The 26,946-nt window shown below is 65.0% G+C and carries 24 protein-coding genes; 3 read left to right on the forward strand and 21 right to left on the reverse strand.

The genetic code is table 11. The annotated features are described in order from the left end of the window. Positions 1–20: 20 nt before the first annotated feature. From atpA to I2H36_RS08910, 4 genes are all read right to left on the reverse strand, one after another. Positions 21–1,550 carry a F0F1 ATP synthase subunit alpha gene (gene atpA / locus I2H36_RS08895; protein ID WP_196263526.1) on the reverse strand — a complete coding sequence of 510 codons (1,530 nt, stop codon included), beginning with the start codon at positions 1,548–1,550 and terminating at the stop codon, positions 21–23. Beyond that, complete coding sequence (locus I2H36_RS08900; RefSeq protein ID WP_196263527.1) at positions 1,550–2,122, reverse strand: F0F1 ATP synthase subunit delta; 573 nt, start codon at positions 2,120–2,122, stop codon at positions 1,550–1,552. Before I2H36_RS08900 ends, atpA begins: the two co-directional genes overlap by 1 nt. Before the next feature lie 209 nt (positions 2,123–2,331). Continuing rightward, the gene (locus I2H36_RS08905; protein WP_196263528.1) at positions 2,332–2,892 is read right to left on the reverse strand and encodes a histidine phosphatase family protein; all 561 of its coding nucleotides are present in this window, start codon (positions 2,890–2,892) and stop codon (positions 2,332–2,334) included. 32 nt (positions 2,893–2,924) lie between these two features. Beyond that, positions 2,925–5,087 (reverse strand): primosomal protein N', encoded by a 2,163-nt coding sequence (locus I2H36_RS08910; RefSeq protein WP_196263529.1) that lies wholly within the window; start codon positions 5,085–5,087, stop codon positions 2,925–2,927. Positions 5,088–5,134: 47 nt separating this feature from the next. Here I2H36_RS08910 and I2H36_RS08915 point away from each other — a divergent pair, with 47 nt between their 5' ends. Continuing rightward, positions 5,135–6,130, forward strand: a complete 996-nt coding sequence (locus tag I2H36_RS08915) for a tyrosine recombinase XerC (RefSeq protein WP_196263530.1) — start codon at positions 5,135–5,137, stop codon at positions 6,128–6,130. Positions 6,131–7,099: 969 nt separating this feature from the next. Here I2H36_RS08915 and I2H36_RS08920 read toward each other — a convergent pair. The 15 genes from I2H36_RS08920 to sdhC all read right to left on the reverse strand — a co-directional run bounded on the left by I2H36_RS08920 (position 7,100) and on the right by sdhC (position 23,839). Continuing rightward, positions 7,100–7,726: a thymidine kinase gene (locus I2H36_RS08920; protein WP_196263531.1), complete on the reverse strand. Its 627-nt coding sequence runs from the start codon at positions 7,724–7,726 to the stop codon at positions 7,100–7,102. Positions 7,727–7,735: 9 nt separating this feature from the next. After that, complete coding sequence (gene lpdA / locus I2H36_RS08925) at positions 7,736–9,133, reverse strand: dihydrolipoyl dehydrogenase (RefSeq protein WP_196263532.1); 1,398 nt, start codon at positions 9,131–9,133, stop codon at positions 7,736–7,738. 121 nt (positions 9,134–9,254) lie between these two features. Continuing rightward, a complete protein-coding gene (odhB, locus tag I2H36_RS08930) occupies positions 9,255–10,499 on the reverse strand; it encodes a 2-oxoglutarate dehydrogenase complex dihydrolipoyllysine-residue succinyltransferase (RefSeq protein WP_196263533.1) in 1,245 nt (414 codons plus the stop codon). A 69-nt stretch (positions 10,500–10,568) separates the two neighbouring features. Continuing rightward, entirely contained in the window at positions 10,569–13,529 is a 2,961-nt protein-coding gene (locus tag I2H36_RS08935; protein ID WP_196263534.1) for a 2-oxoglutarate dehydrogenase E1 component, read from the reverse strand. A gap of 60 nt (positions 13,530–13,589) precedes the next feature. After that, positions 13,590–14,477 (reverse strand): succinate--CoA ligase subunit alpha, encoded by an 888-nt coding sequence (gene sucD, locus I2H36_RS08940; RefSeq protein ID WP_196263535.1) that lies wholly within the window; start codon positions 14,475–14,477, stop codon positions 13,590–13,592. A 60-nt stretch (positions 14,478–14,537) separates the two neighbouring features. Next, positions 14,538–15,104 carry a hypothetical protein gene (locus tag I2H36_RS08945; protein WP_196263536.1) on the reverse strand — a complete coding sequence of 189 codons (567 nt, stop codon included), beginning with the start codon at positions 15,102–15,104 and terminating at the stop codon, positions 14,538–14,540. A gap of 2 nt (positions 15,105–15,106) precedes the next feature. Beyond that, the gene (sucC, locus tag I2H36_RS08950; protein WP_281432980.1) at positions 15,107–16,360 is read right to left on the reverse strand and encodes an ADP-forming succinate--CoA ligase subunit beta; all 1,254 of its coding nucleotides are present in this window, start codon (positions 16,358–16,360) and stop codon (positions 15,107–15,109) included. 12 nt (positions 16,361–16,372) lie between these two features. Further along, a complete protein-coding gene (mdh, locus tag I2H36_RS08955) occupies positions 16,373–17,335 on the reverse strand; it encodes a malate dehydrogenase (RefSeq protein WP_196263538.1) in 963 nt (320 codons plus the stop codon). A gap of 235 nt (positions 17,336–17,570) precedes the next feature. Then, the gene (locus I2H36_RS08960) at positions 17,571–18,200 is read right to left on the reverse strand and encodes a TetR/AcrR family transcriptional regulator (RefSeq protein WP_196263539.1); all 630 of its coding nucleotides are present in this window, start codon (positions 18,198–18,200) and stop codon (positions 17,571–17,573) included. After that, the gene (gene zapE / locus I2H36_RS08965; protein ID WP_343234418.1) at positions 18,197–19,396 is read right to left on the reverse strand and encodes a cell division protein ZapE; all 1,200 of its coding nucleotides are present in this window, start codon (positions 19,394–19,396) and stop codon (positions 18,197–18,199) included. The genes I2H36_RS08960 and zapE overlap by 4 nt, the downstream gene beginning before the upstream one ends. 223 nt (positions 19,397–19,619) lie before the next feature. Further along, the gene (locus I2H36_RS08970) at positions 19,620–20,207 is read right to left on the reverse strand and encodes an AprI/Inh family metalloprotease inhibitor (RefSeq protein WP_196263540.1); all 588 of its coding nucleotides are present in this window, start codon (positions 20,205–20,207) and stop codon (positions 19,620–19,622) included. A 171-nt stretch (positions 20,208–20,378) separates the two neighbouring features. Beyond that, positions 20,379–21,161: a succinate dehydrogenase iron-sulfur subunit gene (locus I2H36_RS08975; RefSeq protein WP_196263541.1), complete on the reverse strand. Its 783-nt coding sequence runs from the start codon at positions 21,159–21,161 to the stop codon at positions 20,379–20,381. A 15-nt stretch (positions 21,162–21,176) separates the two neighbouring features. Then, complete coding sequence (gene sdhA, locus I2H36_RS08980; RefSeq protein WP_196263542.1) at positions 21,177–23,000, reverse strand: succinate dehydrogenase flavoprotein subunit; 1,824 nt, start codon at positions 22,998–23,000, stop codon at positions 21,177–21,179. An 11-nt stretch (positions 23,001–23,011) separates the two neighbouring features. Beyond that, the gene (sdhD, locus tag I2H36_RS08985) at positions 23,012–23,431 is read right to left on the reverse strand and encodes a succinate dehydrogenase, hydrophobic membrane anchor protein (protein ID WP_196263543.1); all 420 of its coding nucleotides are present in this window, start codon (positions 23,429–23,431) and stop codon (positions 23,012–23,014) included. A gap of 12 nt (positions 23,432–23,443) precedes the next feature. Beyond that, positions 23,444–23,839 carry a succinate dehydrogenase, cytochrome b556 subunit gene (gene sdhC, locus I2H36_RS08990; RefSeq protein ID WP_196263544.1) on the reverse strand — a complete coding sequence of 132 codons (396 nt, stop codon included), beginning with the start codon at positions 23,837–23,839 and terminating at the stop codon, positions 23,444–23,446. 201 nt (positions 23,840–24,040) lie between these two features. Between sdhC and I2H36_RS08995 the strand changes: the two genes are divergently transcribed. Then, entirely contained in the window at positions 24,041–24,928 is an 888-nt protein-coding gene (locus I2H36_RS08995; RefSeq protein ID WP_196263545.1) for a LysR family transcriptional regulator, read from the forward strand. A gap of 169 nt (positions 24,929–25,097) precedes the next feature. After that, complete coding sequence (locus I2H36_RS09000; protein WP_246718733.1) at positions 25,098–25,721, forward strand: hypothetical protein; 624 nt, start codon at positions 25,098–25,100, stop codon at positions 25,719–25,721. On the opposite strand, the gene folD is transcribed toward I2H36_RS09000, so the two are convergent. Together folD and I2H36_RS09010 are read right to left on the reverse strand one after the other, a co-directional pair. Then, the gene (folD, locus tag I2H36_RS09005) at positions 25,722–26,624 is read right to left on the reverse strand and encodes a bifunctional methylenetetrahydrofolate dehydrogenase/methenyltetrahydrofolate cyclohydrolase FolD (protein ID WP_196263547.1); all 903 of its coding nucleotides are present in this window, start codon (positions 26,622–26,624) and stop codon (positions 25,722–25,724) included. Beyond that, a complete protein-coding gene (locus I2H36_RS09010; protein ID WP_196263548.1) occupies positions 26,621–26,938 on the reverse strand; it encodes a DUF167 family protein in 318 nt (105 codons plus the stop codon). Before I2H36_RS09010 ends, folD begins: the two co-directional genes overlap by 4 nt. Between the last annotated feature and the right edge of the window lie 8 nt (positions 26,939–26,946).

Here is a 26,946-nt window from a genome sequence, read left to right on the forward strand (position 1 = left end):
ATTCTAAGCGAACGGTGTCTTTACGAGAAAGACTTGGCGAAGTTCTGGACGACGTCCTTCAGCTTCGCTTCCGAGTCGCTCGACAGATCCTTCGAAGCGCGGATGGCTTCGAGCAGATCGGTGTGCTTGCCACGCAGGAGTGAGAGCAGGCCGTCCTCGAACGCACGCACCCGGTTCAGGGGCAGGGTGTCGAGGTAGCCGTTCACGCCGGCGTAGATCACGGCGACCTGCTCTTCCATCTTCAGCGGCGAGAACTGCGGCTGCTTCAGGAGCTCGGTCAAGCGCGAACCACGGTTCAGCAGGCGCTGGGTGGTGGCGTCGAGGTCCGAACCAAACTGTGCGAAGGCCGCCATCTCGCGGTACTGCGCCAGCTCGCCCTTGATCTTGCCCGCGACCTTCTTCATCGCCTTCGTCTGGGCCGAGGAGCCCACGCGCGAGACCGAGAGGCCGACGTTCACCGCCGGGCGGATGCCCTGGTAGAACAGGTCCGTCTCAAGGAAGATCTGGCCGTCGGTGATCGAGATCACGTTGGTCGGGATGTAGGCCGATACGTCGTTGGCCTGCGTCTCGATGACTGGCAGAGCGGTGAGCGAGCCCGCGCCCTGGCTGTCGTTGAGCTTCGCCGCGCGCTCGAGCAAACGGGAGTGCAGGTAGAACACGTCGCCCGGGTAAGCCTCGCGGCCCGGCGGACGGCGCAGCAGGAGCGACATCTGGCGATAGGCGACAGCCTGCTTGGACAGGTCGTCATACACGATCACGGCATGCATGCCGTTGTCGCGGAAGAACTCGCCCATGGCGCAGCCCGAGAACGGCGCCAGGAACTGCATCGGAGCGGGGTCGGAAGCGGTAGCCGCGATGATGATCGAGTATTCCAGAGCGCCCTGCTCTTCGAGAACCTTCACGAACTGGGCGACCGTGGAGCGCTTCTGACCGACCGCGACGTAAACGCAGTAGAGCTTCTGGCTCTCGTCATTGCCCTGGTTGAGCGGCTTCTGGTTCAGGATCGTGTCGAGCACGACGGCAGTCTTGCCGGTCTGGCGGTCGCCGATGATCAGCTCGCGCTGACCACGGCCGACTGGGATCAGGGCGTCGATGGCTTTAAGGCCCGTGGCCATCGGCTCGTGCACCGACTTGCGCGGAATGATGCCGGGAGCCTTCACGTCCACGCGGCGGCGCTCGGTGGACTGGATCGGGCCCTTGCCATCGATGGGGTTGCCGAGCGCGTCGACGACGCGGCCGAGCAGGCCCTTGCCGACCGGCACGTCCACGATGGCGCCAGTACGCTTCACGGTCTGGCCTTCGGCGATTTCACGGTCGGAGCCGAACACCACGACGCCGACGTTGTCGGTCTCGAGGTTGAGGGCCATGCCGCGCACGCCGCTCTCGAATTCGACCATCTCACCGGCCTGAACCTTGTCGAGGCCGTAGCAACGGGCGATACCGTCACCAACGGACAGAACTTGCCCGACTTCGGTGACTTCAGCTTCGGTACCGAAGTTCTTGATCTGCTCTTTGAGGATCGCGGAGATCTCAGCGGCTCGAATGTCCATCAGTGGACCTCTTTCATCGCTAGACGAATGGAATTGAGTTTGGTGCGCACCGAGGCATCCACCATGCGGGAGCCCATCTTCACGATGAGACCGCCGATGAGGCTCGGGTCGATTTTGACGTCGACAGCAACGTCAGCCTTGGCGACGTCGCGCAGCGCCGCCTTGATTTCGTTCAGAACGGTGTCGGACGGCGCCTCCGCCAGGGTGACCTGCGCCCGGACGATACCCTTGGCATCGGACACGAGGTTCTGGAAGGCGCGGATCATATCCGGCAGGACGAAGAGCCGGCGCTTGGAGGACACGAGGCGGATGAAATTACCCGCAAGGCCCGAAATGCCGGCCTTGTCGAGAATGGCGCCGATCGCGTTCGACTGCTCTTCAGCCGTGAAAATGGGGTTGGAGATCAGGCGCTGCAAGTCGTCGCTGCCGCGGATCATCTGGTCGAAGCGAGCGAGATCGCCGGCGACAGCGTCCACGGCATTCGCCTCGCGGGCGACTTCGAACATCGCCGAAGCATAGCGCAACGCTACGCCCGACAGGAGGGGTCCATCATGGGAACCGCTTTGCGCCACGTAACCGTCTCTCTTGTCATAACGGGCCCTCGGACCGGAAAGGCCTGCGAGCGAGGCATCCGGGAGACCCGTCAGGTGTGGAAATGAGCCCGGGACGGGAGCCTTCTCCGCCCGTCAGGCGAGGGTGCACTAGCATGGGTTTTTCCGAGGCGCAAGGCGAGCTGAGCCCTGTTCGGACCGGAAAAACCGGGCGTCTGCCGAGGCCGGGCCTAAAGTTCCAGGGCGGCGACTTCGCAATTGGTGAGAAACCGCCCGACAAGCTTGCTGAAGAAGGTGCCGTGGCCCACCACTGCGATCATCGTTTCCGGCCTCTCCGCCAGCCAGCCGCGGAACCGCTCGACCCGCTCCTCGAAGACATGGGGCGGCTCGTAGACGAAGCCCCGCTCGTTCACCTCGCCCTCGTTGTGCCACCAGACCTCATCCAGGTGGCCGAAGTGCAGGTGGGGGAAATCCTGGGCCAGATGAGAGACGGCGCGGCCCACGTCGCAGCTGCTCTCCAGGTGCTCCCGGTGGAGGCATTCCACGAGAATCGTCGGCGACGCGGGATGGGTCCCGAACAGCCCCAGGGTGGTCTGGATCGCCCGGGTCAGGGGCGAGGTCACGACAAGTTCATAAGGGTGCTGGCGCAACTCCGGCGCCCGCTCGGCCACTTGGCGTTGGCCAAGCTCCGTGAGCGGCGCATCGAAATGCCCCGGATCCTCGCCATGCTCGGCGAAATGCGCATTGAAGGTAGACTGGCCGTGGCGGATGCAATGGACGATCTTGGGCATGGTACCTGTCTAGATGAAATTTCTCTGGTTGGTCACAGAAAGCTCTGCGGATCCACATCGATGGAGACCCGTGTGTTGCCGCGGATCTTGGGGCAGCGGGCCATCCAGCCACGCAAATAACCCTGAAGGTCCACCTCCCGTTCAGTCTTGACCAGAAGGCGGAAGCGATAGCGGCCGCGGATCAGGGCCAGTGGGGCTTCGGCGGGGCCCAGCACCGTGACGCCGGGCGGCGGCTCCGCCACCAGGGCCATGGCCCGGGCATGAGCCTCCGCGGCCTCGCGCTCGGCGGCCGAGACGATCAGGGAGGCCAGACGCCCGAAGGGCGGCAGGCCCGCCATCTCGCGCACCCGGGTCTCCTCCTCGTAGAAGCGTTCGGCATCGCCCGAGATCAGGGCGGCGATTACCGGATGGTCCGGCTGCCAGGTTTGAACCAGGGCACGCCCGGGCTTCTCGCCGCGCCCGGCGCGGCCAGTGACCTGCTGCAGCATCTGGAAGGTGCGCTCGGCCGCGCGGGGATCGCCCGAGGTAAGGCCGATATCGGCGTCGAGCACGCCCACCAGGGTCATGAACGGGAAATTGTGCCCCTTGGCCACGAGCTGGGTGCCGATGACGATGTCGAACTCGCCCGCCGCGATGGCGGCCAGCTCCGTGCGCAGCCGCTCCGTGCCGCCGGGAAAATCGCTGGAGAGCACGATGCAGCGCTTGTCGGGAAACAGCTCTGCCGCCTCCTCGGCAATCCGCTCGACGCCGGGGCCGCAGGGCACCAGCGAATCGACGCTGCCGCATTCGACGCAGGCTTGAGGCGTGCGCTCCACATGGCCGCAATGGTGGCAGACGAGGGAGCGGCGGAACCGGTGCTCCACCAGCCAGGAGGAGCAGTTCGGGCACTCGTAGCGGTGGGCGCAGTTGCGGCACAGGGTGAGCGGGGCATAGCCGCGCCGGTTGAGGAAGAGCAGCGCCTGCTCGCCTTTTGCCACCGTGTCTTCCACGGCTGCGACGAGGGTCGGCGAGAGCCAGCGCCCCTTGGGGATGGCCTCCTTGCGCAGATCCACGGCCCGGATCTGCGGCATGGAGCGGCCGCCGAATCGCTCCGGCAGGCGCACATGGCGGTAGCGGCCGCGCTCCACATTGACCCGGCTCTCGATGGAGGGCGTCGCCGAAGCCAGGATCACGGTGGCATTCTCGATCTTGCCGCGCACCACCGCCATGTCGCGGGCGTGGTAATGCACCCCGTCATCCTGCTTGTAGGCGGTCTCGTGCTCCTCATCGACCACGATGAGGCCGAGATTGGCATAGGGCAGGAACAGGGCCGAGCGGGCGCCGGCTACAACCTTCACCTCACCCGAGGCGATGGCCGCATAGAGCCGCTCGCGTTTGCGGCCCGTGACGCCGGAATGCCAGGTGGCGGGTTTCACGCCGAAGCGAGCGGCGAACCGGTCGAGAAACTGAGCCGTGAGGGCGATTTCCGGCATCAGGATCAGGGCCTGACGGCCCTGGCGCACCGCCTCGGCCACGGCCTCGAAATAGACCTCCGTCTTGCCGGACCCCGTGACGCCTTCGAGCAGGATCACGGGCGGATACTCCTCGCCCATGGCGGCAACGAGCGTCTGCGCCGCGTCGCCCTGGTCATCGGAGAGCGCGGTGTCGCCGAAGGCGGGGTTGGGCAGCTCTGCCACGGGCTCGGCCAGAAGGGCCACGGTTTCGAGAGCCCCTTCGTCGATCAGTCCGTTGATGACCCCAACGCTAACGCCAGCCGCTTGGGCGAGTTCGCTTTTGAGCCGCACGGCCCCATCCTGCGCTAGCTCGACCACCTTCTGCCTGGCAGGCGTCATACGCTTCGGCAGGGCGCCTGCCAGCCGCACGCCGACGCGGGCGACCTCCTGCCGGTCGGCATCCGGGATCTTGAGACCCATGGCCAGCGCCGAACCCTTGGGCGCAAGGGTGTACCAGGCGATCCAATCCAGGAACTTGCGCATCTCGGGCGAGAGATTCGGCGCGTCGATGATCCCAGTCACCTTCTTCAGGTTGCCGCCCTGCCCCTCGCGCAAGCCCCAGACGACGCCCGCCACCTCGCGATTGGCGAGCGGCACCTGCACCACGTCGCCCTCCTCGAGGCCAAGGCCGTCCGGCACGGCATAGGAATAGGCCGTGTCCAGCGCGAGCGGGATGAGGACATCGGCGATGCGGCTTGTCATGGGATAAGAGGTTAACCTGTGACTGTTAGGGTTCTGCCCTTGCATAAATGGGACTCATGTCAAGCGGCGCCACGCAAAATGTTCTCGATCTGGTCCTCCCCGGGGCAGACGACACCCGCCGGGAGGCGATGGCGTGGCTTGCTTCGCTGGCCAAGGAGCGGCGGCTCTCGGCAAAAACCGTCGAGGCCTATGCGCGGGACCTGCGCCAGTTCCTGGCGTTCCTGACGAACCATCTCGGGGAGCCGCCGAGCGTCAAGGGCATCCTGAGCCTCAAACCGATGGACATCCGGGCCTTTCTGGCGGCCCGGCGGATAGATTCGGTGGGGAGCCGCTCGCTGATGCGCCAACTCGCGGCCCTGCGCTCCTTCGCCCGGCACCTGGAGCGGGAGGGCTTCGGGACGGCTTCGGCCTTCGCGGCGATTCGCACCCCGAAGGTGGAGAAGAACCTGCCGCGTCCACTGTCCGCCTCCTCGGCCGTGGCCGTGACGGATGTGGAGACGCGGGCATCGGAGAATCGCAAGCCCTGGATCCTGGCCCGGGATGCTGCCGTGCTGTCGCTGCTCTACGGGGCGGGCCTGCGCATTTCCGAGGCGCTCGGCCTGCAGCGGCGTGACGCGCCCGTGAACGGTATTGACGCCGTCACCGTCACCGGCAAGGGGGCTAAGATGCGCAGCGTGCCGGTGATCCCACCTATCCAGCGGGCCGTGGAGGAGTACTTGGCGCTCTGCCCCTATGCGATCCCGCCCGAGGGGCCGCTCTTCGTCGGGGCCCGCGGCGGGCCGCTCTCGCCCCGAATCATCCAGCTTGCCGTGGAGGAGCTGCGCGGGGCGCTGGGCCTGCCCGACAGCGCCACGCCGCATGCCCTGCGCCACTCCTTCGCCACGCATCTGCTCGCCAAGGGCGGCGACCTGCGCGGCATCCAGGAGCTTTTAGGCCACGCCTCGCTCTCGACCACGCAGCTCTACACGAAGGTGGACGCGGCCCGGCTGATGGATGCGTTCAACGCGGCGCATCCGAGAGCGCGGGTGAAGCAGCAAGGCTGAAGGTGTCCTCTCGGACGCCACAGCCGATTTGGAATCGTCTTCAAGACTAAGTGCTGGAAGCTCAACGCTGTCATCCCCGCGAGGGCGGGGATCCATAACCGCTGACGGTGTAAGCTGAAGTGCTGTTGTGTTTATGGATCCCGGGCTCTGCTGCGCAGCCCCGGGATGACAGTGCTGGACTGGTTTGGGCGATCCCGGATCGGCTTTGCCGTCCGGGATGACGCTGTTGCTCTGATTGTCACAGAGCCAGCGCCTTGTGGCCCGCAGCGGGTGCTGCGAGCCTGAAGGTTAAGATCGAGGGTGGCGCGTTGGGCAGCCCGGCTCGATGGTTGTGGTGGTAAGTGAGAGCCGGACTGCTCATCACGCGCGGTTTGTTTCAGCGGACCTGGAACTGAGCCAGGATCGGCCACCCGCGATCACAGGTGTGCGAGACCTGCGGCGGGACCGCTCCTTGCCCCACATCTGCGACGCCTCGCGAGCGCGCCCCTCGTCGGGCGAGGATGTTCCCAGCTATAGCCGAGCTTAGGAGGATTGTCAAGAACAAATAATGAACATTCACGCTGCTATCCCTCTCCCCACTCGATCCTGGGTGTTCCCAGGATCGGCATTCTGGATGAGCAAGTCGGGAACACCCGACTTGCGGTGGGAGAGGGTGGCCTGCGCAGCAGGTCGGAAGAGGGGCCATGCTCGTGCAATGACGCCTCCTCTCCCAGCTCACTCCGTTCGCCACCCTCCTGAACCCGATCCGGATCGTCGATCATCTCGATTGGACAAGCAGTGCGCTTCACCGGATCGGGATGGCCGGGACAAGTCCGGCCATGACGGAAGCGTGTGAGAATGAGACGGTGTCATTCCCGGCCGGAGATGGCAAAGCCATCGGAGGGGAAGGGAATCCATAGCGCTGAGCGTGTCAGTGGATCCCCTTCCCGGTCCTGCGGACCGCCGGGGATGACATGTCACTGTCACCGGCTACTCCGCCGCCACCACGGCTTCGGCCAAAAGCTGCCGCGCTGCGGGACCGATATCGCCAGCCGTCCAGTGCGGCCTGCAGACGGACACGTAGCGACCCTCGCCGCCGATCTCGACCACGGGGCCTGAGCGCACGGCCTCGCCGTTGCGGTCGTATTTCAGGATCATCGTGGCCTTGCGGCCGCAATGGCAGAGCTGCTTGATTTCCTGGAAATCCTGCGCCAGCGCCATCATGGCGATGATCGCGTCGCTGAACAACGTGCCGTAGACGTTGTTCTTCAGCCCATAGGCCATGACCGGCACATTCAGCTCGTCGACGATCCAGGCGAGCTGGCGAACCTGGTCGGCGGTCATGAACTGGACCTCATCGACCAACACCACCGTGACCGGCTTCTTGGCGTGCTCGGCCGCCACGATGGCACCGATGTCATCGCTCTTGCGCAAGGGGATCGCATCGGCCTCGAGGCCGATGCGCGATTTTACCTTGCCGACGCCGAACCGGTCGTCGATCAGGCTGGTGAACAGCAGCACGTTGCCGCCGTTCTCGATGTAGTTGTAGCGAACCTGCAGGAGATGGGTCGTCTTGCCTGCATTCATCACCGAGTAGATGAAGTGGAGCTTTGCCATCCGGTCATCTTACATGTGAATGGCGCGCTTCTCCACTGCGAGGGCTGCTTCCTTCACAGCCTCCGCAAGGGTCGGATGCGCGTGGCAGGTGCGGGCCATGTCTTCCGAAGAGGCGCCGAACTCCATGGCGATTGCCGCCTCGTGGATGAGGTTGCCGGCTTCCGCGCCGACGATGTGAACGCCGAGCACCTTGTCGGTTGTGGCATCGGCCAGAATCTTTACGAAGCCGTCCGTGGTGCGGTTCACCTTGGCGCGGCCATTGGCCGTGAAGGGGAATTTTCCCGTGTTGTAGGCAATGCCCGCCGCCTTCAATTCCTCCTCGGTCTTGCCCACGGAGGCGACCTCCGGGAACGTGTAGACCACGCTTGGGATCACGTCGTAATTCACGTGGCCGGCCTTGCCGGCCAGGATCTCCGCTACGGCAACACCCTCATCCTCGGCCTTGTGGGCGAGCATGGGGCCGGCGATCACGTCGCCGATGGCATAGATGCCGGTGACGTTCGTGGAGAAATGCGCGTCCGTCTGGATGCGGCCGCGGTTGTCGAGCTGGACGCCCACCTTGTCGAGCCCGAGGCCCTGCGTGTAGGGCACGCGGCCGACCGCCACGAGCACCACATCGGCCTCTAGGGTCTCAGCCGAGCCGCCGGCGGCGGGCTCGACGGTGAGCGTCGCACCGTTGCCGGTCCGCTCGACCTTGGTCACCTTGGCGCCGAGCTTGAACTGGAATCCCTGCTTGCCGAGGATGCGTTGGAAGTTCTTGGCGACCTCGCCGTCCATGCCAGGCAGGATGCGGTCGAGATATTCCACCACGGTCACCTCGGAGCCGAGGCGCCGCCACACGGAGCCGAGCTCCAGGCCGATGACGCCGGCGCCGATCACCACGAGGCGCTTTGGCACGCTCTCGAGTTCGAGTGCACCGGTGGAGGAGACCACGGTCTTCTCGTCGATCTCGATGCCCGGCAGGCGGGTGACGTCCGAGCCCGTGGCGATGACGATGTTCTTCGTCTCCAGCACCTGGTTCGAGCCGTCCTCGGCCGTGACCTCGACCTGGCCGGCGGCCGCGATGCGCGCCGTGCCGATGAAGGCATCGATCTTGTTCTTCTTGAGCAGGAACTCGACGCCCTTGGTATTGCCGTCGACGCCTTCCTGCTTGAAGGCCAGCATCGTCTTGAGGTCGAGGGTCGGAGCGCTCACGCCGATGCCCATGTCGGCGAAATGCTGCGCATCGTGGAACATGTGCGAGGCGTGCAGCAGGGCCTTGGACGGGATGCAGCCGATATTGAGGCAGGTGCCGCCATGGGTCTTGCGCTTTTCCACCACGGCGGTCTTGAGGCCGAGCTGCGCGGCCCGGATGGCGCAGACATAGCCGCCGGGGCCGGTGCCGATGACGATGAGATCGTAGGACATTGATTGAACCCTCGCTTCGTCATCACCGGGCCTGTCCCGGTGATCCCGATCCGGTGAAACGCAGCGCCTCTCCGATCGAGATGGCCGGCACAAGGCCGGCCATGACAGGAATGTTGAAAACTTACAGATCGAGCACGAGGCGCGCCGGATCCTCCAGGGCTTCCTTGACCCGCACGAGGAAGGTCACGGCTTCCTTGCCGTCGACGATGCGGTGATCGTAGGAGAGCGCGAGATACATCATCGGGCGCACGACCACCTGGCCGTTGCGCACCACCGGACGGTCCTCGATGCGGTGCATGCCGAGAATGCCCGATTGCGGCGCATTGAGGATCGGCGTCGACATGAGCGAACCGTAGATGCCGCCATTGGTGATGGTGAAGGTGCCGCCCTGCATCTCGTCGATGGAAAGCTTGCCGTCGCGGGCGCGCTTACCGAAATCGGCGATCTTCTTCTCGATGCCGGCAACCGACAGGTCGTCCGCATCGCGCACCACAGGAACCACGAGGCCCTTCTCGGTGCCGACCGCGATGCCGATGTGGTAGTAGTTCTTGTAGACGAGGTCCTGCCCGTCGATCTCGGCGTTCACCGCCGGCACGTCCTTGAGTGCCTGGATCACCGCCTTGGTGAAGAAGCCCATGAAGCCGAGCTTGGTGCCGTGCTTCTTCTCGAACACGTCCTTGTATTGGGCGCGCAGGTTCATCACCGCGCTCATGTCCACGTCGTTAAACGTGGTGAGCATGGCGGCGGTGTTCTGGGCCTCTTTCAGGCGGCGCGCGATGGTCTGGCGCAGCTTGGTCATCTTCACGCGCTCTTCGCGCTCGGCATCGCTCGGCGCGGAAGGCGCACGCACCTGAACCGGTGCGGACGGCGCGGCAGCCTGGGCGCCGCCGGTCGCGATCGCCGCGAGCATGTCGCCCTTGGTCACGCGACCATCCTTGCCGGTGCCGCCGACATTGGCCGGGCTCACGCCGCTCTCGGCAGCAAGTCGGGCAACAGCCGGGCCGTGATCCTGGGCGCCGCCGGGAGCGGCTGCCGCGGGAGCGGGCGCAGTAGAGGGAGCCGGTGCGGCCTTGGGGGCTTCAGCCTTGGGGGCGGCTGCAGGGGCAGCGGCAGGAGCCGCCGCCGCACCGCCGTCGACGATGGAGCCGAGCACCGCGCCGGGGCTCACCGTCTCGCCGTCCTTGGCGATGATGTCGCCGAGCGTACCGCTCGCGGGCGCGTTGACCTCGAGGGTGACCTTGTCGGTCTCGAGCTCGAGCACAGGCTCGTCGGCCTTCACTGGATCGCCGGGCTTCTTGAACCAGCGGCCGATGGTGGCCTCTGATACGGATTCGCCAAGGGTGGGTACGCGGATTTCGGTTGCCATGATCGTCTTTTGGTCTTTGCGGGGCTGGTTTCCCAGCCCCTCGGAATCGGGTGAGAGCTCCCGCGGGTTTTAGGCCGCGAAAGCCTCGTCGAGGAAGGCCTGCAGCTGGGCCTGATGCTTGGACATGAGGCCGGTGGCGGTGGCGGCGGAGGCAGGGCGGCCCACATAGCGCGGGCGATCCACCTTTGAGCCGGCCGTCTTGAGCACCCATTCGAGATAGGGCTCGACGAACATCCAGGAGCCCATGTTCTTGGGCTCTTCCTGGCACCACACCACGTCGGCCTTTTTGAAGCGGGCAATCTCGGCCGCCAGCGACTTCGCCGGGAACGGATAGAGCTGCTCGACGCGCAGCAGGTAGACATCGTCGATGCCCCGCTTCTCGCGCTCCTCGAGCAGGTCGTAATAGACCTTGCCCGTGCAGATCACGACGCGCCGGATCTTGTCGTCCTTCACCAGCTTGGTGACGTCGCGCCCGGTCTGAGCATCGTCCTGCAGAACCCGGTGGAAATACGTTCCCTCCGAAATGTCCGACAGAGACGACGTGCAGCGCTTGTGGCGCAGCAGGGATTTCGGCGTCATCAGGATCAGCGGCTTGCGGAAGTCGCGCTTCAGCTGCCGGCGCAGGATGTGGAAGTAGTTCGACGGGGTCGAGCAGTATCCGACCTGCATGTTGTCCTCGGCGCACATCTGGAGGAAGCGCTCCAGGCGGGCGGAGGAATGCTCCGGTCCCTGGCCCTCGTAGCCGTGCGGCAGCAGGCAGACGAGGCCCGACATGCGCAGCCACTTGCGCTCGCCCGACGACACGAACTGGTCGAAGACCACCTGCGCGCCGTTGGCGAAGTCGCCGAACTGACCTTCCCAAAGGGTCAGCGCATTCGGCTCGGAGAGCGTATAGCCGTACTCGAAGCCGAGCACCGCCTCCTCCGAGAGCATCGAGTTGATGACCTCGTAGCGGGCCTGATCCTCAGCAATGTGATTGAGGTTGGTATAGCGCTCCTCGTTCTCCTGGTCGGTGAGCACCGAGTGGCGCTGCGAGAAGGTGCCACGCTCCACATCCTGGCCGGAGAGGCGCACGCGGTGCCCTTCGAGCAGGAGCGAGCCGAAGGCAAGCGCCTCGGCCATGGCCCAATCGAAGCCCTCGCCGGTCTCCAGCATCTTCTTGCGGTTGTCGAGGAAGCGCTGGATCGTGCGGTGAAGGTGGAAGCCTTCCGGGACCGAGGTGAGCGCCTTGCCGATCTGCTGCAGGGTCTCGGTCGACACGCCTGTCTGCCCACGGCGGGGATCGTCCTGATCCTCGCGCACGGCCTTGAGGCCCGACCAGCGTCCGTCGAGCCAGTCGGCCTTGTTGGGCTTGTAGTTCGACGCGATGTCGAACTCGGCGTCGAGCTTCGAGCGCCAGCTCGACTTCATCTCTTCGAGCTCGGCCTCCGTGATGACGCCCTCGGCGAGGAGCTTCTTGGAGTAGAGCTCCACGATGGCCGGATGCGACCGGATCTTGCGGTACATGAGCGGCTGGGTGAAGGCCGGCTCGTCGCCCTCGTTATGGCCGAAGCGGCGGTAGCAGAACATGTCGATGACGACAGGCTTCTGGAACTTCTGCCGGTACTCGGCCGCGACTTTGGCGGCAAAAACCACGGCTTCCGGATCGTCGCCGTTCACGTGGAAGATCGGCGCCTCGACCATCTTCGCCACGTCCGACGGATAGGGCGAGGAGCGCGAGAAGCGCGGGTCGGTGGTGAAGCCGATCTGGTTGTTGATGATGAACGAGATCCAGCCGCCGGTGCGGTGGCCGCGCAGGCCCGACAGCCCGAAGCATTCCGCCACAACGCCCTGGCCGGCGAAGGCCGCGTCGCCATGGATGAGGAGCGGCATCACGGCCGTGCGATTGTCCGGCGTGCAGCCGTGCTGGTCCTGCTTGGCGCGCACCTTGCCGAGCACCACCGGATTGACGATCTCCAGGTGCGACGGGTTCGCGGTGAGCGACAGGTGGACGTTGTTGCCATCAAAAGTGCGGTCCGACGAGGCACCGAGATGGTACTTCACGTCGCCCGAGCCTTCCACGTCGTCGGGCGCGAAGGAGCCGCCCTTGAACTCGTGGAAGAGCGCCCGATGCGGCTTGCCCATCACCTGGGTGAGCACGTTGAGGCGGCCGCGATGGGCCATGCCGAGCACGATCTCCTTCACGCCGAGATTGCCGCCGCGCTTGATGATCTGCTCCAGCGCCGGAATGAGCGATTCGCCGCCGTCCAGACCGAAGCGCTTGGTGCCGGTGTAGCGGACATCCAGGAACTTCTCGAAACCTTCCGCCTCGACGAGCTTGTTGAGGATGGCGCGCTTGCCTTCCTTGGTGAAGGTGATCTCCTTGTCGGGTCCCTCGATGCGCTCCTGGATCCAGGCCTTCTCGACGGGATCGGAGATGTGCATGAACTCGACGCCGAGCGTCTGGCAATAGGTGCGGTCCAGGATCGCGACGATCTCGCGGATCGTTGCGAATTCGAGGCCGAGCACGTTGTCGAGGAAGATCTTGCGGTCCCAATCGGCTTCCGTGAAGCCGTAATGGGACGGGTGCAGTTCCTGATCGTTCGGAGGCGGATTGATGTTGAGCGGATCGAGCTTGGCATGCAGGTGGCCGCGCACGCGATAGGCGCGGATCAGCATGATGGCGCGCACGGAATCGCGGGTCGCCTGCTGCACGTCGGCCTGGCTGATCTCGGCGCCCTTGGCTTGTGCCTTCGCCTTGATCTTGTCGCCGACCGCCTTCTCGACCTGCGCCCAGTTGCCGTCGAGCGCCGAGACGAGTTCGCCATTGGCGTGGATTGGCCAGTTCGGCTTCTCCCAGGACGGGCCCTTGGCGGCTTTCTCGACAGCCTGCTTGTCGTCCTTCAAGGCACCGAAGAAGGCCTGCCACTCGGCGTCGACCGAAGACGGATCCTGCTCGTAGCGGGCGTAAAGGTCCTCGATATAGGGTGCATTCGCCCCATAGAGGAAGGCGGTGTTGAGAAGCTTTTCGTTGGCGTCTTGGCGTGCCATGACAATACTCGATTTCAAAATGACTGTGGGCGGCCCCGGGTTCGAGGCGGCCTTTATCGGTTACTTGCCCTTGAGAACCTCGACGAGGGTCTTGCCGAGGCGGGCCGGCGACGGCGACACGCGGATGCCTGCGGCCTCCATGGCGGCGATCTTGTCTTCCGCACCGCCCTTGCCGCCGGAGATGATGGCGCCGGCATGGCCCATGCGGCGTCCGGGAGGCGCCGTGCGGCCGGCGATGAAGCCGACCATCGGCTTCTTGCGGCCCTTCTTGGCCTCGCGGGCGATGAACGCGGCCGCCTCTTCCTCGGCCGAACCGCCGATCTCGCCGATCATGACGATCGACTCGGTCTTGGGGTCGGAGAGGAACATGTCGAGCATTTCGATGAACTCGGTGCCCTTCACAGGGTCGCCGCCGATGCCCACTGCCGTGGTCTGGCCGAGGCCCTCGTTGGTGGTCTGGAACACCGCCTCGTAGGTGAGCGTGCCGGAGCGCGACACGATGCCGACGGAACCGGGCTTGAAGATGTTGGCCGGCATGATGCCGATCTTCGACTCGCCTGCGGTGACGATGCCGGGGCAGTTGGGGCCGATGAGGCGCGACTTGGAGCCTTCGAGCGCGCGCTTCACGCGCACCATGTCGAGCACCGGAATGCCTTCCGTGATGCAGACGATGAGCGGGATCTCGGCCTGGATGGCTTCGCAGATGGCATCGGCCGCGCCCGGAGGCGGAACGTACACGACAGAGGCGTCGGCGCCGGTCTTCTCGCGCGCTTCCATGACCGTGTCGAACACGGGCAGGCCGAGATGCGTGGAGCCGCCTTTGCCCGGCGAGGTGCCGCCGACCATCTTGGTACCGTAGGCGATGGCCTGCTCGGAATGGAAGGTCCCGTTCTTGCCGGTGAAGCCCTGGCAGATGACCTTGGTGTCTTTGGTGATGAGGATGGACATTAAGGCGTCTCTTTATTGAGGAATAACGGGTGAAAATGAGAGAGAATTTTCATGCAGCACTCAGCTCCCGTCATTGCAGATTGCGAGGACAACGTCGTTTTTCCGCGAAGGGCGGAAATCTAATGCGGTAACTCGATACTTCGTTTGGCCTTTGCGCAATCCCCAAACAGTCTCGCGCATTTCACCGTGGTCGTGGGTTTGGCTGGGACCAGCACCTGCGGTCTGCTTGAACAATGCGATTGCAGCATCTACGTCGATACCAACTTGCTTAACAGCACAGGTCTGGATGCGTTCGTTCGCTGTGAAATTCTCGCCTAGCGTGACATACACTGGATAACCGAAGTTCTCATCTTTGTAGATGCCAAAGCTTGATTTTGAATTCCCGCCTTTAGCTTGGCACAAGGGAGCGGAACCGGCACTGTCCCCCTGCTTCCACTTGAGCGCTTGCGCGACTTTTGCACCTTCCGATGCATCGGGACCAATATCGATGCAGAGTCGCGTGAAAAGACGAACCAATGCCTCTTCAGGCGATTTCACCTGTACAGTTGCTTGCGCATGAACGCCCTGAGCGGACACAATCCCGCTCAGGAAACACAACATCACAGCGCTGGACAGATGAAAGCGCATTCTTAAGCCTTACGAACCGCGTTCACGATCTTTTGCGCCGCGTCGTCGAGGTCATCCGCCGGGATCACGTTGAGGCCGGATTCGCGGATGATCTGCTTGCCCTCTTCCACGTTGGTGCCCTCGAGGCGCACCACCAGCGGGACCTGCAGGCCGACCGTCTTCACCGCGGCGATCACGCCGCGGGCGATGACGTCGCATTTCATGATGCCGCCGAAGATGTTGACCAGGATGCCCTTCACGTTCGGGTCGGCCGTGATGATCTTGAACGCCGCCGTCACCTTCTCCTCGGACGCGCCGCCGCCGACATCCAAAAAGTTCGCCGGCTCTTCGCCGTAGAGCTTGATGATGTCCAGCGTCGCCATGGCGAGGCCGGCGCCGTTGACCATGCAGCCGATGGTGCCGTCGAGCGCGATATAAGCGAGGTCGTACTTGGAGGCCTCGATTTCCTTCTCGTCCTCTTCCGTGATGTCGCGGAGCTGCACCACATCAGGATGACGGTAGAGGGCATTGCCGTCGAAGGAGATCTTGGCGTCGAGGCACTTCAGGTGCCCGTCCTTGGTGACGATGAGCGGGTTGATCTCAAGCATCTCCATGTCCTTCGCGATGAAGGCCTTGTAGAGCTTCGAAACAACGTCCTCGGCCTCCTTGGCGAGCGGGCCGGTCAGGCCCAGCGCCTTGGCGACGGTGCGGCCGTGATGCGGCATCACGCCGGTCGCGGGATCGACCGAGAAGGTCAGGATTTTTTCGGGGGTATCGTGGGCGACCTGCTCGATATCCATGCCGCCTTCGGTGGAGACCACGAAAGCGACACGGCCGGTCTCACGGTCGACGAGCATGGAGAGATAGAACTCCTTCTCGATGTCGGAGCCGTCCTCGATGTAGAGGCGGTTGACCTGCTTGCCGGCCTCGCCGGTCTGGATCGTGACCAGCGTCTTGCCGAGCATCTGCTGGGCAAACTGCTTCACCTCGTCCACCGACTTGGCAAGGCGCACGCCGCCCTTCTCTCCGGCCTCAGGCTCCTTGAACTTGCCCTTGCCGCGGCCGCCCGCGTGGATCTGGGACTTCACGACCCAGAGCGGGCCGCCGAGCTGTTTGGCAGCGGCCTCCGCCTCGTCGGCGGAGAAGATGGCAACGCCATTGGAGACGGGCAGGCCGAACTCCTTCAGGACCGCTTTGCCTTGATATTCATGGATGTTCATTCGTTTCTCTCCGCGGCAGCGGTTGAAGACGTGGATGGCCGGCACGAGGCCGGCCATGACATGTGAGGGTTAAGCGAGGGTCGAATTGATCTGCTTGCAGGCGTCGACGAGGCCCTGCACCGAAGCGACGGACTTCTCGAACATGGCCTTCTCCTCGCCGGAGAACGCGACCTCGACGATGCGCTCGACGCCGTTCTCGCCGATCACGATCGGAACGCCCACGAACATGTCCTTCACGCCGTACTGGCCGTTGAGATAGGCCGCGCAGGGAAGGACGCGCTTCTTATCCTTGAGGTAGCTCTCGGCCATGGCGATGGCGGAGGCAGCCGGCGCATAGAAGGCGGAGCCGGTCTTGAGCAGGTTGACGATCTCGCCGCCGCCCTTGCGGGTGCGCTCGACCATGGCATCGAGCTTCTCCTGGCTGGTCCAGCCCATCTTCACAAGGTCGGGCAGCGGGACGCCGGCCACCGTGGAGTAGCGCACCAGCGGCACCATGTCGTCGCCGTGGCCGCCGAGCACGAAGGCGGTCACGTCCTCGACCGACACGTTGAACTCCTCGGCCAGGAAGTGACGGAAGCGGGCCGAGTCCAGCACGCCGGCCATGCCGACGATCTTCTCAGGCTTAACGCCGGAGAACTTCTGGAGCGCCCACACCATGGCGTCGAGCGGGTTGGTGATGCAGATGACGAAGGCGTTCGGGGCGTACTGCTTGATGCCGTTGCCGACCGCTTCCATGACCTTGAGGTTGATGCCGATGAGGTCGTCGCGGCTCATGCCGGGCTTGCGCGGCACGCCGGCGGTGACGATGATCACATCGGCGCCTGCGATGTCAGCGTAGTCGTTGGCGCCCTTGTACTTGGCGTCAAACCCGTCGACCGGCGCGGATTCCGCGATGTCGAGACCTTTGCCCTGGGGAATGCCCTCCGCGATGTCGAAGAGAATGACGTCGCCGAGTTCCTTCAAGCCGACGAGATGGGCGAGCGTTCCGCCGATCTGGCCTGCACCGATGAGCGCGATCTTTTTCCGGGCCATAGTGTGTCCTTGGGTTTTGCCTTGGATTGTTGGCATGAGCCTTTTTGAGGTGGCGCTGTATGACACCAGAAATGGGCAGCCATCAAGCGATCAAAAGGTTAACAGGCCCGGCTTTGGGACCCAGTAAAAGTGTTCTCAAGCTTAACAATCAGGAAATACTTCGTGTTTACAGAAGCTTGCTGGGCTGAGCGGGCTGGAATTTTCCTGTTACAATTTTTGAAATTTGTAACTGGCCCTATACGCTGCCGTTGGCCAAGGCCCTCAGTACCACCCGGATCATGACGGCTAGACGCTGGTCGAGGATGTCCTGCGGCACCTCCCCGTCGAGGCGTACGGTCAGCGGATTGATGAAGCGATAGACCGCATCGCTGATGAAGGCGTGGGCCTTCTCCCGGTCCCGGGGGTCGAACTTGCCCGTCACGATGCCCTCGTCCAGCACCCGCTCGATGAGCTGGCGCATGCGGGCCCGATGCTTGCGCACCAGGGGACGCGAGGTTTCGGTGGCCGTGCAATAGACGTCGAAGAGGTGGCGATCCTCGTTCAGGAGATCCCGGTGAACCCGCGCCCAGGCCTGGATCAGGCGCTCGAGCTTGTCGTCGGCCGGATCGGGGGAATCCGCGATGTCGGCAATCGTCGCCTCCATCCGCCGCAGCCACTGGCCGGCGACCGCATCGATGAGGGCCGCCTTGTTGGTGAAGTAGCGGTAGACATTGGCGTGGGTCATGCCGGCGGCGTCCGCGATGCCGACGACGGTGATGTGCCTGGGGCCGAACTCCTTCAGCTGGTCGGCCGCGATGGCGAGAAGCCGGGTATCGGCCGGGGCGTCATCGGCAACCCGTGAGGATCCGCCGGAGGGCCGCTTCATGTCTCGGCAAGCCCGGTGGTGCTGCCGGAGGCCTCAGAGTTGGAGCGGCCATGGGGCAGGGACAGGTATTCTTCGGACCGCATCTCGATCAGGCGCGACACCGTGCGGTCGAACTCGAAGGCTTCGCGGCCGGTATCGGCGTGGTAGAGCTCCGGCGCCTCGGCCTCCGCGGAGGCCAGCAGCTTCACATGGGCATCGTAGAAGGCATCGATCAGCGTGATGAAGCGCTTGACCTCGTTGCGGCGCTCGAACGTCATCCTGGGGATATTCTCCAGGATGACCGTGTGGAACTCCTCGGCAACCGCCAAGTAATCGGCAGCCCCCAAAGGCTTGGAGCACAGGTCCTCGAAGGAGAATCGCGCCACGCCGCCGGCCGCCTGCGGCACGTCCACCGGGTGGCCCTTCACGGTCAGGGTCACGGGCTTGCCGTGCTCGCGGCCCGTGAGGCTGCGAAATGCGCGGGTGAGCGCCGCGCGGGAGGTCTCATCGGCCGGCGTGTAGAAGACCGGGCTACCGGCGAGCTTTTCGAGCCGGAAGTCGGTGCGGGCATCGAGCTTCGCCACCGCCATCCGCTCCTGCAGGAGCCCGATGAACGGCAGGAAGAGCGAGCGGTTGAGACCGCCCTCATAGAGCCTGTCCGGCTCCACGTTGGAGGTCGCCACCACCACCACCCCATGGGCGAAGAGCGCCGTGAACAGGCGCCCGAGGATCATCGCGTCGGCGATGTCCGTGACGGTGAACTCGTCGAAGCAGAGCACCCAGGCCTCGTTCGCCAGAGCCTCGGCCACGGGGGCGATGGGATCGTCGCCCGAAACTTCGCCGCTTTTAAGTTTCTGCCGGTAATCGTGAATGCGCTCGTGCACGTCCGACAGGAAGGCGTGGAAATGGACCCGGCGCTTGCGCCGTACGGACAGCGCCTCGAAGAACAGGTCCATGAGCATGGTCTTGCCGCGCCCGACCGAGCCCCAGACATAGAGCCCTTTGGGCGGCGCATGGTCCTTGCTTTTCTTGCCGAAGAGCCAGCCGAGCGCGCTGGGCTTGCGGGCAAGCCGATGATTGGCGAGGCTTTCCGCCAGCGCCTCCAGCCTTTTCAGCAGCGCCACCTGCGCCGGATCGCGCTCGATGGCCCCGGACGTGACCAGGGCGTTGTAGCGGGCGGTGATGGAGCGGGGCGAGGAGAAGGAGGTGTCGTTCACGGGCTGATCGATAGCGCTCCGAAGCGTTGAGCGCAAACGTCTTGAGGCGGGATTTTCAACGAAGTCGCCATTCCTCGGAATGCGGCTAGACCCGAGCCCTCCTCCCCCTTGTGGGGAGGAGTTGGAGGTGGGGGTGTAAGCGAGAACCTATGCAGGTCAGGCGCTGTCACCCCCACCCTGGCCCTCCCCACAAGGGGGAGGGAAAGGAGCCTGCTTTCAGTTATCACCGCGAGAGCGACAGCGGAGCGCCGGACTTGGCGAGGACGCCGCTGAGCGAAGCGGACGAGCCGCGCAGGCGCGCTGCGACAGCTCCGCCGGTCTGGTAGAGATAGACCTCGCCGTCGCGGTAGTCCCAGGCATTGACCCGGGACAGGTCCTGGTTCGAGCAGCCCGACGCGGAGGCGCGGTAGAGGTCGAGCGCCGGCGAGCTCGAAAGCTGGATGCGGCAGCTGCCGCCGGATGTCTGTGCGCTCCAGTTGCCGACCATGGCGGTGCGGCTCGACGGCGCCGGGGCAGCTGCAGGCGCGGGCGCCGCCACGGTCGGCGGCGGCGGGGCGGGCGGCAGGCCGGCAATGTCGGTGCCTGCGGCCGGCGGCGCCATGGGGTCGGCGGCGAGCGGCGCGCCCGCCACGGGAGGCAGCGGCGTCGCCTCGACCGGCCCGGACGGCACGGCCTCGACCGGCGGCGCCTCGACGATCGGGGCAGCGTTCGCGCTGCGGACCGGCGGGCCGCCGAGACGGGTCGAGGAGCACGCTCCGAGAGCGAGAGCGGAGCCCATCACGGCCATCGCGAGCCAGTGGTAAGTCTTCATCGAGGTCCTCTTGTGCGGTGCCATCTTTTCAGGAAGGCTTGATCTTCGGCCTAAAACTATCTGGAGGAATATGAACCTAGACCAACATTGTTCCGGCTTCGACATATGGGATCGCAAATCATAAAAAAAGGCGCCGGAGGCGCCTTTTGATAAAAGTGTTGCGAGTCCGCCTCAGACGGCGCGCGCGATCATCATTTTCTTGATCTCGGCGATGGCCTTCGCCGGGTTCAGGCCCTTCGGGCAGGTGTTGGCGCAGTTCATGATCGTGTGGCAGCGGTAGAGCCGGAACGGATCGTGCAGGTTGTCGAGGCGCTCGCCGGTGGACTCGTCGCGGCTGTCGATGAGCCAGCGATAGGCCTGGAGAAGGGCCGCGGGGCCGAGGAAGCGGTCGCCGTTCCACCAGTAGCTCGGGCACGAGGTGGTGCAGCAGGCGCAGAGAATGCACTCGTAGAGGCCGTCGAGCTTGGAGCGCTCCTCCGGGGTCTGGCGCCACTCGGTCTCAGGCTCCGCCGTCTGCGTCTGCAGCCAGGGCTCGATGGCCGCGTGCTGGGCGAAGAAGCTCGTGAGGTCCGGCACCAGATCCTTCAGCACCGGCATGTGCGGCAGCGGGTAGATCTTGATCGTGTCCGAGCCGCAATCGTCGATGCCGAGCGTGCAGGCGAGCGTGTTGCCGCCCATGATGTTCATGGCGCAGGAACCGCAGATGCCCTCGCGGCAGGAGCGGCGGAAGACCAGCGTCGAGTCGACGTTGTTCTTGATCCACAACAGCGCGTCGAGAACCATCGGGCCGCAATCGTCGCGGTCGACATAATAGGTGTCGATGCGCGGGTTCTGCCCGTCGTCAGGGTTCCAGCGGTAGATGCGGAACGCCTGAACGTTGGCGGCATCGGCCGGCTTCGGCCAGGTCTTGCCTTCGGTGTAGCGGGAGTTCTTGGGAAGTTGGAACTGGGCCATCGTTTTTCGTCTTCCTTAGTACACGCGAGCCTTCGGCTCGATGTACTGGATGTCGTTCGACATGGTGTAGGTGTGCACCGGGCGGTAATCGAGGGTCACCTTGTGGGAGGTGTCGTCGAGCCACGCGAGCGTGTGCTTCATCCAGTTCTTGTCGTCGCGCTCGGAGAAGTCCTCACGGGCATGCGCGCCGCGGGATTCCTGACGGTTGGCCGCGCCCTCCATGGTGACGACCGCCTGTCCGATCAGGTTGTCGAACTCCAGCGTCTCGAGGAGGTCGGTGTTCCAGATCAGCGAGCGGTCCGTGACCTTGACGTCGGCGGATGCGTTCCACACGTCGTGGATGAGCTTCTTGCCCTCGTCCAGAACCTCGCCGGTGCGGAACACCGCGCAGTTGTTCTGCATGGTCTTCTGCATCTGGAGGCGCAGCTCCGCGGTCGAGGTCGAGCCGTTGGCGTAGCGGAACCGGTCGAGGCGCGAGAGCGCGAGCTCGTCGGCGCTCTTGTGCAGGTCCGCATGACGGGCGTTCGGCTCCAGGATCTCGGCGCAGCGAAGCCCCGCCGCGCGGCCGAACACCACGAGGTCGATGAGCGAGTTCGAGCCCAGCCGGTTCGCGCCGTGCACGGACACGCAGGCCGCTTCGCCGAGTGCCATCAGGCCCGGCACCACCGTGTCCGGGTTGCCGTTTTTGAGCGTCAGCACCTCGCCGTGATAGTTCGTCGGGATGCCGCCCATGTTGTAGTGCACGGTCGGCAGAACCGGGATCGGCTCCTTCGTGACATCGACGCCGGCGAAGATCTTGGCGCTCTCCGAGATGCCGGGCAGGCGCTCGTGCAGGATCTTCGGGTCGAGATGGTCGAGGTGCAGGTAGATGTGGTCCTTGTTCTTGCCCACGCCGCGGCCCGCGCGGATTTCCATGGTCATGGCGCGGGACACCACGTCACGGGAGGCGAGATCCTTGGCGGAGGGCGCATAGCGCTCCATGAAGCGCTCGCCTTCCGAGTTGGTGAGATAGCCGCCCTCGCCGCGCGCCCCCTCGGTGATGAGGCAGCCCGAGCCGTAGATGCCGGTGGGGTGGAACTGCACGAATTCCATGTCCTGCAGCGGCAGACCGGCGCGCAGCACCATGGCGTTGCCGTCGCCGGTGCAGGTATGGGCCGAGGTGGCCGAGAAATACGCGCGTCCATAGCCGCCTGTCGCCAGGATCGTCATGTGGGCGCGGAAGCGGTGGATCTCGCCGGTGGACTGGTTCAGCGCCACGACGCCGATGCAGCGGCCATCCGAGTCCATCATCAGGTCGAGGGCGAAATACTCGATGAAGAAGTTGGTCTGGTTGCGGACCGCCTGACCGTAGAGCGTGTGCAGGATCGCGTGGCCCGTGCGGTCGGCGGCGGCACAGGTGCGCTGCGCCGTGCCCTTGCCGAAATCGGTGGTCATGCCGCCGAAGGGGCGCTGGTAGATCTTGCCCTCGGCTGTGCGCGAGAACGGCACGCCCCAATGCTCCAGCTCGTAGACGGCGGCGGGCGCGTTGCGCACGAGATACTCGATGGCATCCTGGTCGCCGAGCCAGTCCGACCCCTTCACGGTGTCGTACATATGCCAGCGCCAATCGTCCGGCCCCATGTTGCCGAGGGATGCCGAGATGCCGCCCTGCGCCGCCACCGTGTGCGAGCGCGTGGGGAACACCTTGGTGATGCAGGCGGTGCGAAGGCCGGCCTGCGAGCAGCCGACGGTGGCGCGAAGACCCGCGCCGCCCGCGCCCACGACGACCACGTCGAAGGTGTGGTCGATGATATTGTAGGCCTTGCCGTTGATGGCTGCGCCGTTCGTTGCTTGAGCCATGTCTGTTGTCCTTAAACCAGGATGCGGCCGAGGCTGACCTTGAGAATGGCGTAGAGGCAGGCCACTCCAATGATCACGGCATAGAAATTGTTCGCGATCACGGCCGCGATCTTCAGGCCTTTGTCGTGCACGTAGTCCTCGATGACGATCTGCATGCCGAGCCGCATGTGGTTGGTCACGGAGACCACCGCGAGAATCAGGATGATCGCCACCAGCGGGTGCGAGATGATGGCGATGGCCTCCTGGTAGGAGGGCGAGGCCGCCAGCGCCGCCACGATGATCACGAAGGCGATGATGAGAGGCACGTTCGACACCGCCGTCATGCGGTGAAGCCACCAATGCTCGACGCCGTGCCCGGAGGCGCCGAGGCCCTTCACGCGGGCGAGCGGGGTGCGCATGGAAACGCGGGTGTCAGCCCTGTTGTCGGCCATTTTCCGGTCTCCTTAGAACGCGATGAACGCGACGACCCAGATCGCCAGCGTGAGCGCGACCGAGCCGACGAGGGTGAAGCGGGCCATGTTGATGCGCTGAGCCGCTTCCATGCCATGGCCGAAATCCCACACGAGATGGCGCACGCCGCCGAGCATGTGGTGCATGAGGATCCAGGTGTAGCCGAACAGGACCAGGTACCCGATAGGTGAGCCGAAGAACCATTGCACTTTGTCGAAGGCGCCAGGCCCGGAGGCGAGCGCCACGAGCCAGATGGCGAAGAGCGCGATGCCGCCGTAAAGCGCAACGCCGGTGATGCGGTGGGCGACGGACATCGCCATCGTCCAGCTCCACCGGTAAATCTGAAGATGCGGGGACAAGGGCCTCGGGGCCACTTTCGCCTCAGCCATGATGTTCACTCCTGATCGGCGACGAGGTCGCGCATAGTTTGGAACGGTTCGTATAAGATGCGCGGCGGCACCGCAATGCACCTTCCGCCCAATCGGGTAACAGAGGAGCATGCTTCGTCAGCCGCGAAGATATAGCGCCCCTCGCTTAACGGACAATTTTTAATTATTCTTATCTCCCTTCGCCAATGACGAAGGGAACCTATGCAATTCGACCTGACCGACCTGAGCCTCTTTCGCCATGTGGTGGAGGCCGGGAGCATCACCCATGGGGCGGAGCGGGCCCATCTGGCGCTGGCGGCCGCCAGCACGCGCATCCGCAACATGGAAAAGTCCCTTGGGGCTCCGCTCCTCCTGCGCACCCGGGCCGGCGTGACCCCGACGCCCGCGGGACGAACCCTGCTCCAGCACGCCCGGACCCTCCTGGCCCAGGCCGAGCGCCTGCGGGAGGATCTGGGCTCCTATACCGGCGGCCTGACGGGCCAGATCCGGATCCTCTCCAACACCAATGCCCTGACCGAGTTCCTGCCCGAGGCGCTCAGCGCGTTTCTGGCCGGACACCCGCAGGTCTCCATCGACCTGGAGGAGCGCCTCAGCGACGAGATCGTCGGGCTGATCGCCGAGGGCGTGGGCGACATCGGCATCGTGGCCGGCACCGTCGACACCGGACAGCTTGAAACCTACCCGTTCCGCAGCGACCGCTTCGTGCTGGTGGTGCCGCAGGATCACGTCCTCGCCGCCCGGCCGGGCATTTCCTTCACGGAGGTGCTGGAGCACGATTTCGTCGGCCTCGACCGGGCGAGCGCCCTCCAGCGATTCCTCGCCGGCAAGGCGAGCCGCACCGGCAAGCCCATTCGTCTGCGGGTGCAGCTGCGCAGCTTCGACGCGGTCTGCCGTATGGTCGAGGCGGGCGTCGGCCTCGGCATCGTCCCCGAGACCACGGCCAAGCGCGCCGCCCGCACCATGGCGATCGGGATCGTCGACCTTGACGATGTGTGGGCCGCTCGCGATCTGACCCTGTGCATCCGCTCCCTCAAGGACATCCCTGCTTCGGCGCGCCAGCTCGTGGAGCATCTGCGGCATGGTGCGTGAGACGGGAATCATCCGGGCGGCCTTCATGGCCGGATTCCGATCCTCACATCGGCGTGAGGAGGGAATGACTCCCGCATCAGAAGTGTCATTGTGACGGGGGTCTTCACATCCTTCGGAGGAAACAATGCGTGGAACGGACGGCGTATCGCTCTTGGGCCTCATCGGCCTCATGATCCTAGGCTCCCTCGGGATCACCCAGGCCCAGACGGCCTCGGCCGACACCACTTTCTTCGTCACCAGCGTGGGATCCGGCAAGGGCGCCGATCTCGGCGGCCTCGATGGCGCGGACCGCCATTGCGAGACGCTTGCCGAAGCCGCCGGCATTCGCGGCAAGATGTGGCGCGCCTATCTCTCGACCCAAGGCGCAAACGGCGTCAATGCCAAGGACCGGATCGGGCGCGGGCCGTGGCAGAACGCCAAGGGAACCGTGATCGCCAAGGACGTGGCGGACCTGCACAGCGCCAATAACAACATCACGAAGCAGACCGCGCTCACCGAGAAGGGCGAGCCCGTGAAGGGCCGCGGCGACCAGCCGAACCAGCACGACATCCTCACGGGGTCGCAGCCCGACGGCACAGCCTTTGCGGGCAATGAGGACATGACCTGCGGCAACTGGACGAAGAGCGGCGCCGAGGGCGCCGCCATGACGGGCCATCACGACCGCATGGGCCTCGACGAGTCGCCGCCGGCCAAGTCCTGGAATTCCTCGCACGCGACGCGCGGCGGCTGCAGCCAGGACGCCCTGCGCGGCACCGGCGGCGCGGGGCTGCTCTACTGCTTCGCGGCGAACTGATCAGGCGGCGAAATCGACCTGCGGCATGGTGAGCCCGCGCCTTAAGCACGCTGCCTCCAGTGTGTTGCGCAGCAGGCAGGCGATGGTCATGGGGCCGACACCGCCGGGAACCGGCGTGATGGCGGAAGCGACTTCGGCCGCTTCCGCATAGGCTACGTCGCCCACCACCCGGGTCTTGCCCTCGCCGGCGGCCGGATTTGGCACCCGGTTGATGCCCACATCGATCACGATGGCGCCGGGCTTGATCCAGCTGCCGCGCACCATCTCGGGCCGCCCGACCGCGGCGACGAGAAGGTCGGCGCTGCGGCACACCTCTGGAAGATCGCGGGTCTTGGAATGGGCTACCGTCACTGTGCAGCTCTGGGCGATGAGCAGCTGCGCCATGGGCTTGCCCACGATGTTGGAGCGCCCGACCACCACGGCATTGAGCCCGGCAAGATCGCGACGCACCGACTGCGCCAGGAGCAGGCAGCCCAAGGGCGTGCAGGAGACGAGGCCCGGCACACCGGTCATGAGGCGCCCGGCATTGATCGGATGGAAGCCGTCCACGTCTTTTGCCGGATCGATGGCCTCAATCACCTTCTGGGCGTCGATCTGCTTGGGCAGGGGCAGCTGCACCAGGATGCCGTCCACCGCCGGGTCGGCATTGAGCCGGGCGACGAGGTCGAGAAGCTCCGCCTCTGACGTGGAAGCGGGCAGCACATGCTCGAAGGAGCGCATGCCCACCTCAAGGGTCTGGCGGGCCTTGTTTTTCACGTAGAGCTGGCTTGCCGGATCCTCGCCGACGATGACCACCGCGAGACCCGGCGTGACGCCCTGCCCGACCAGAGACTTCACGGCCCTGGCGATGCGGGAGCGCAAACCCTCGGCATAAGCTTTTCCGTCGATGATCGTGGCGCTCATGGGCTCTCCCGTCCTGTCACGGCGGCAAGGGCTTCGGCCAATGCGTCGCCCTCGCCTGAAATCACAAAGGTCTTCAGCCGGGTGGTGGCACCGGCCTCCAGGCTCACCGCCGAGGCCGGGAGCTTCAAGGCCTTGGCGAGGAGCCGCCGGACGCCCTCGTTCGCCGCCCCGTCCTCCGGCGCTGCCCTCACCCGGACCTTCAGCACCGGCCGGCCGTCCGACAGGGTCTCGATCCCGTCGATGGCATCCCGCCCGCTCCGGGGCGTCACGCGCACCCGGACCTCAAGGCCGCCGGGGCGGATCCGCCAGGGCATGGCCCAAC

Source organism: Microvirga terrestris, assembly GCF_015694425.1.
Classification (GTDB): Bacteria; Pseudomonadota; Alphaproteobacteria; order Rhizobiales; family Beijerinckiaceae; genus Microvirga; species Microvirga terrestris.

Excerpts from the sequence above, each read along its gene's own strand:
- I2H36_RS08910 (WP_196263529.1), bottom strand. The coding sequence starts at position 5,087 with ATGACAAGCCGCATCGCCGATGTCCTCATCCCGCTCGCGCTGGACACG.
- I2H36_RS08935 (WP_196263534.1), bottom strand. The coding sequence starts at position 13,529 with ATGGCACGCCAAGACGCCAACGAAAAGCTTCTCAACACCGCCTTCCTC.
- I2H36_RS09010 (WP_196263548.1), bottom strand. The coding sequence starts at position 26,938 with ATGCCCTGGCGGATCCGCCCCGGCGGCCTTGAGGTCCGGGTGCGCGTG.
- I2H36_RS08920 (WP_196263531.1), bottom strand. The coding sequence starts at position 7,726 with ATGGCAAAGCTCCACTTCATCTACTCGGTGATGAATGCAGGCAAGACG.
- mdh (WP_196263538.1), bottom strand. The coding sequence starts at position 17,335 with ATGGCCCGGAAAAAGATCGCGCTCATCGGTGCAGGCCAGATCGGCGGA.
- sucC (WP_281432980.1), bottom strand. The coding sequence starts at position 16,360 with ATGGCCGGCCTCGTGCCGGCCATCCACGTCTTCAACCGCTGCCGCGGA.
- sdhA (WP_196263542.1), bottom strand. The coding sequence starts at position 23,000 with ATGGCTCAAGCAACGAACGGCGCAGCCATCAACGGCAAGGCCTACAAT.
- sdhD (WP_196263543.1), bottom strand. The coding sequence starts at position 23,431 with ATGGCCGACAACAGGGCTGACACCCGCGTTTCCATGCGCACCCCGCTC.
- I2H36_RS08975 (WP_196263541.1), bottom strand. The coding sequence starts at position 21,161 with ATGGCCCAGTTCCAACTTCCCAAGAACTCCCGCTACACCGAAGGCAAG.
- I2H36_RS08995 (WP_196263545.1), top strand. The coding sequence starts at position 24,041 with ATGCAATTCGACCTGACCGACCTGAGCCTCTTTCGCCATGTGGTGGAG.
- folD (WP_196263547.1), bottom strand. The coding sequence starts at position 26,624 with ATGAGCGCCACGATCATCGACGGAAAAGCTTATGCCGAGGGTTTGCGC.
- I2H36_RS08945 (WP_196263536.1), bottom strand. The coding sequence starts at position 15,104 with ATGCGCTTTCATCTGTCCAGCGCTGTGATGTTGTGTTTCCTGAGCGGG.
- lpdA (WP_196263532.1), bottom strand. The coding sequence starts at position 9,133 with ATGTCCTACGATCTCATCGTCATCGGCACCGGCCCCGGCGGCTATGTC.
- I2H36_RS08970 (WP_196263540.1), bottom strand. The coding sequence starts at position 20,207 with ATGAAGACTTACCACTGGCTCGCGATGGCCGTGATGGGCTCCGCTCTC.
- atpA (WP_196263526.1), bottom strand. The coding sequence starts at position 1,550 with ATGGACATTCGAGCCGCTGAGATCTCCGCGATCCTCAAAGAGCAGATC.
- I2H36_RS08915 (WP_196263530.1), top strand. The coding sequence starts at position 5,135 with ATGGGACTCATGTCAAGCGGCGCCACGCAAAATGTTCTCGATCTGGTC.
- sdhC (WP_196263544.1), bottom strand. The coding sequence starts at position 23,839 with ATGGCTGAGGCGAAAGTGGCCCCGAGGCCCTTGTCCCCGCATCTTCAG.
- I2H36_RS09000 (WP_246718733.1), top strand. The coding sequence starts at position 25,098 with ATGATCCTAGGCTCCCTCGGGATCACCCAGGCCCAGACGGCCTCGGCC.
- sucD (WP_196263535.1), bottom strand. The coding sequence starts at position 14,477 with ATGTCCATCCTCATCACCAAAGACACCAAGGTCATCTGCCAGGGCTTC.
- odhB (WP_196263533.1), bottom strand. The coding sequence starts at position 10,499 with ATGGCAACCGAAATCCGCGTACCCACCCTTGGCGAATCCGTATCAGAG.
- I2H36_RS08960 (WP_196263539.1), bottom strand. The coding sequence starts at position 18,200 with ATGAAGCGGCCCTCCGGCGGATCCTCACGGGTTGCCGATGACGCCCCG.
- I2H36_RS08905 (WP_196263528.1), bottom strand. The coding sequence starts at position 2,892 with ATGCCCAAGATCGTCCATTGCATCCGCCACGGCCAGTCTACCTTCAAT.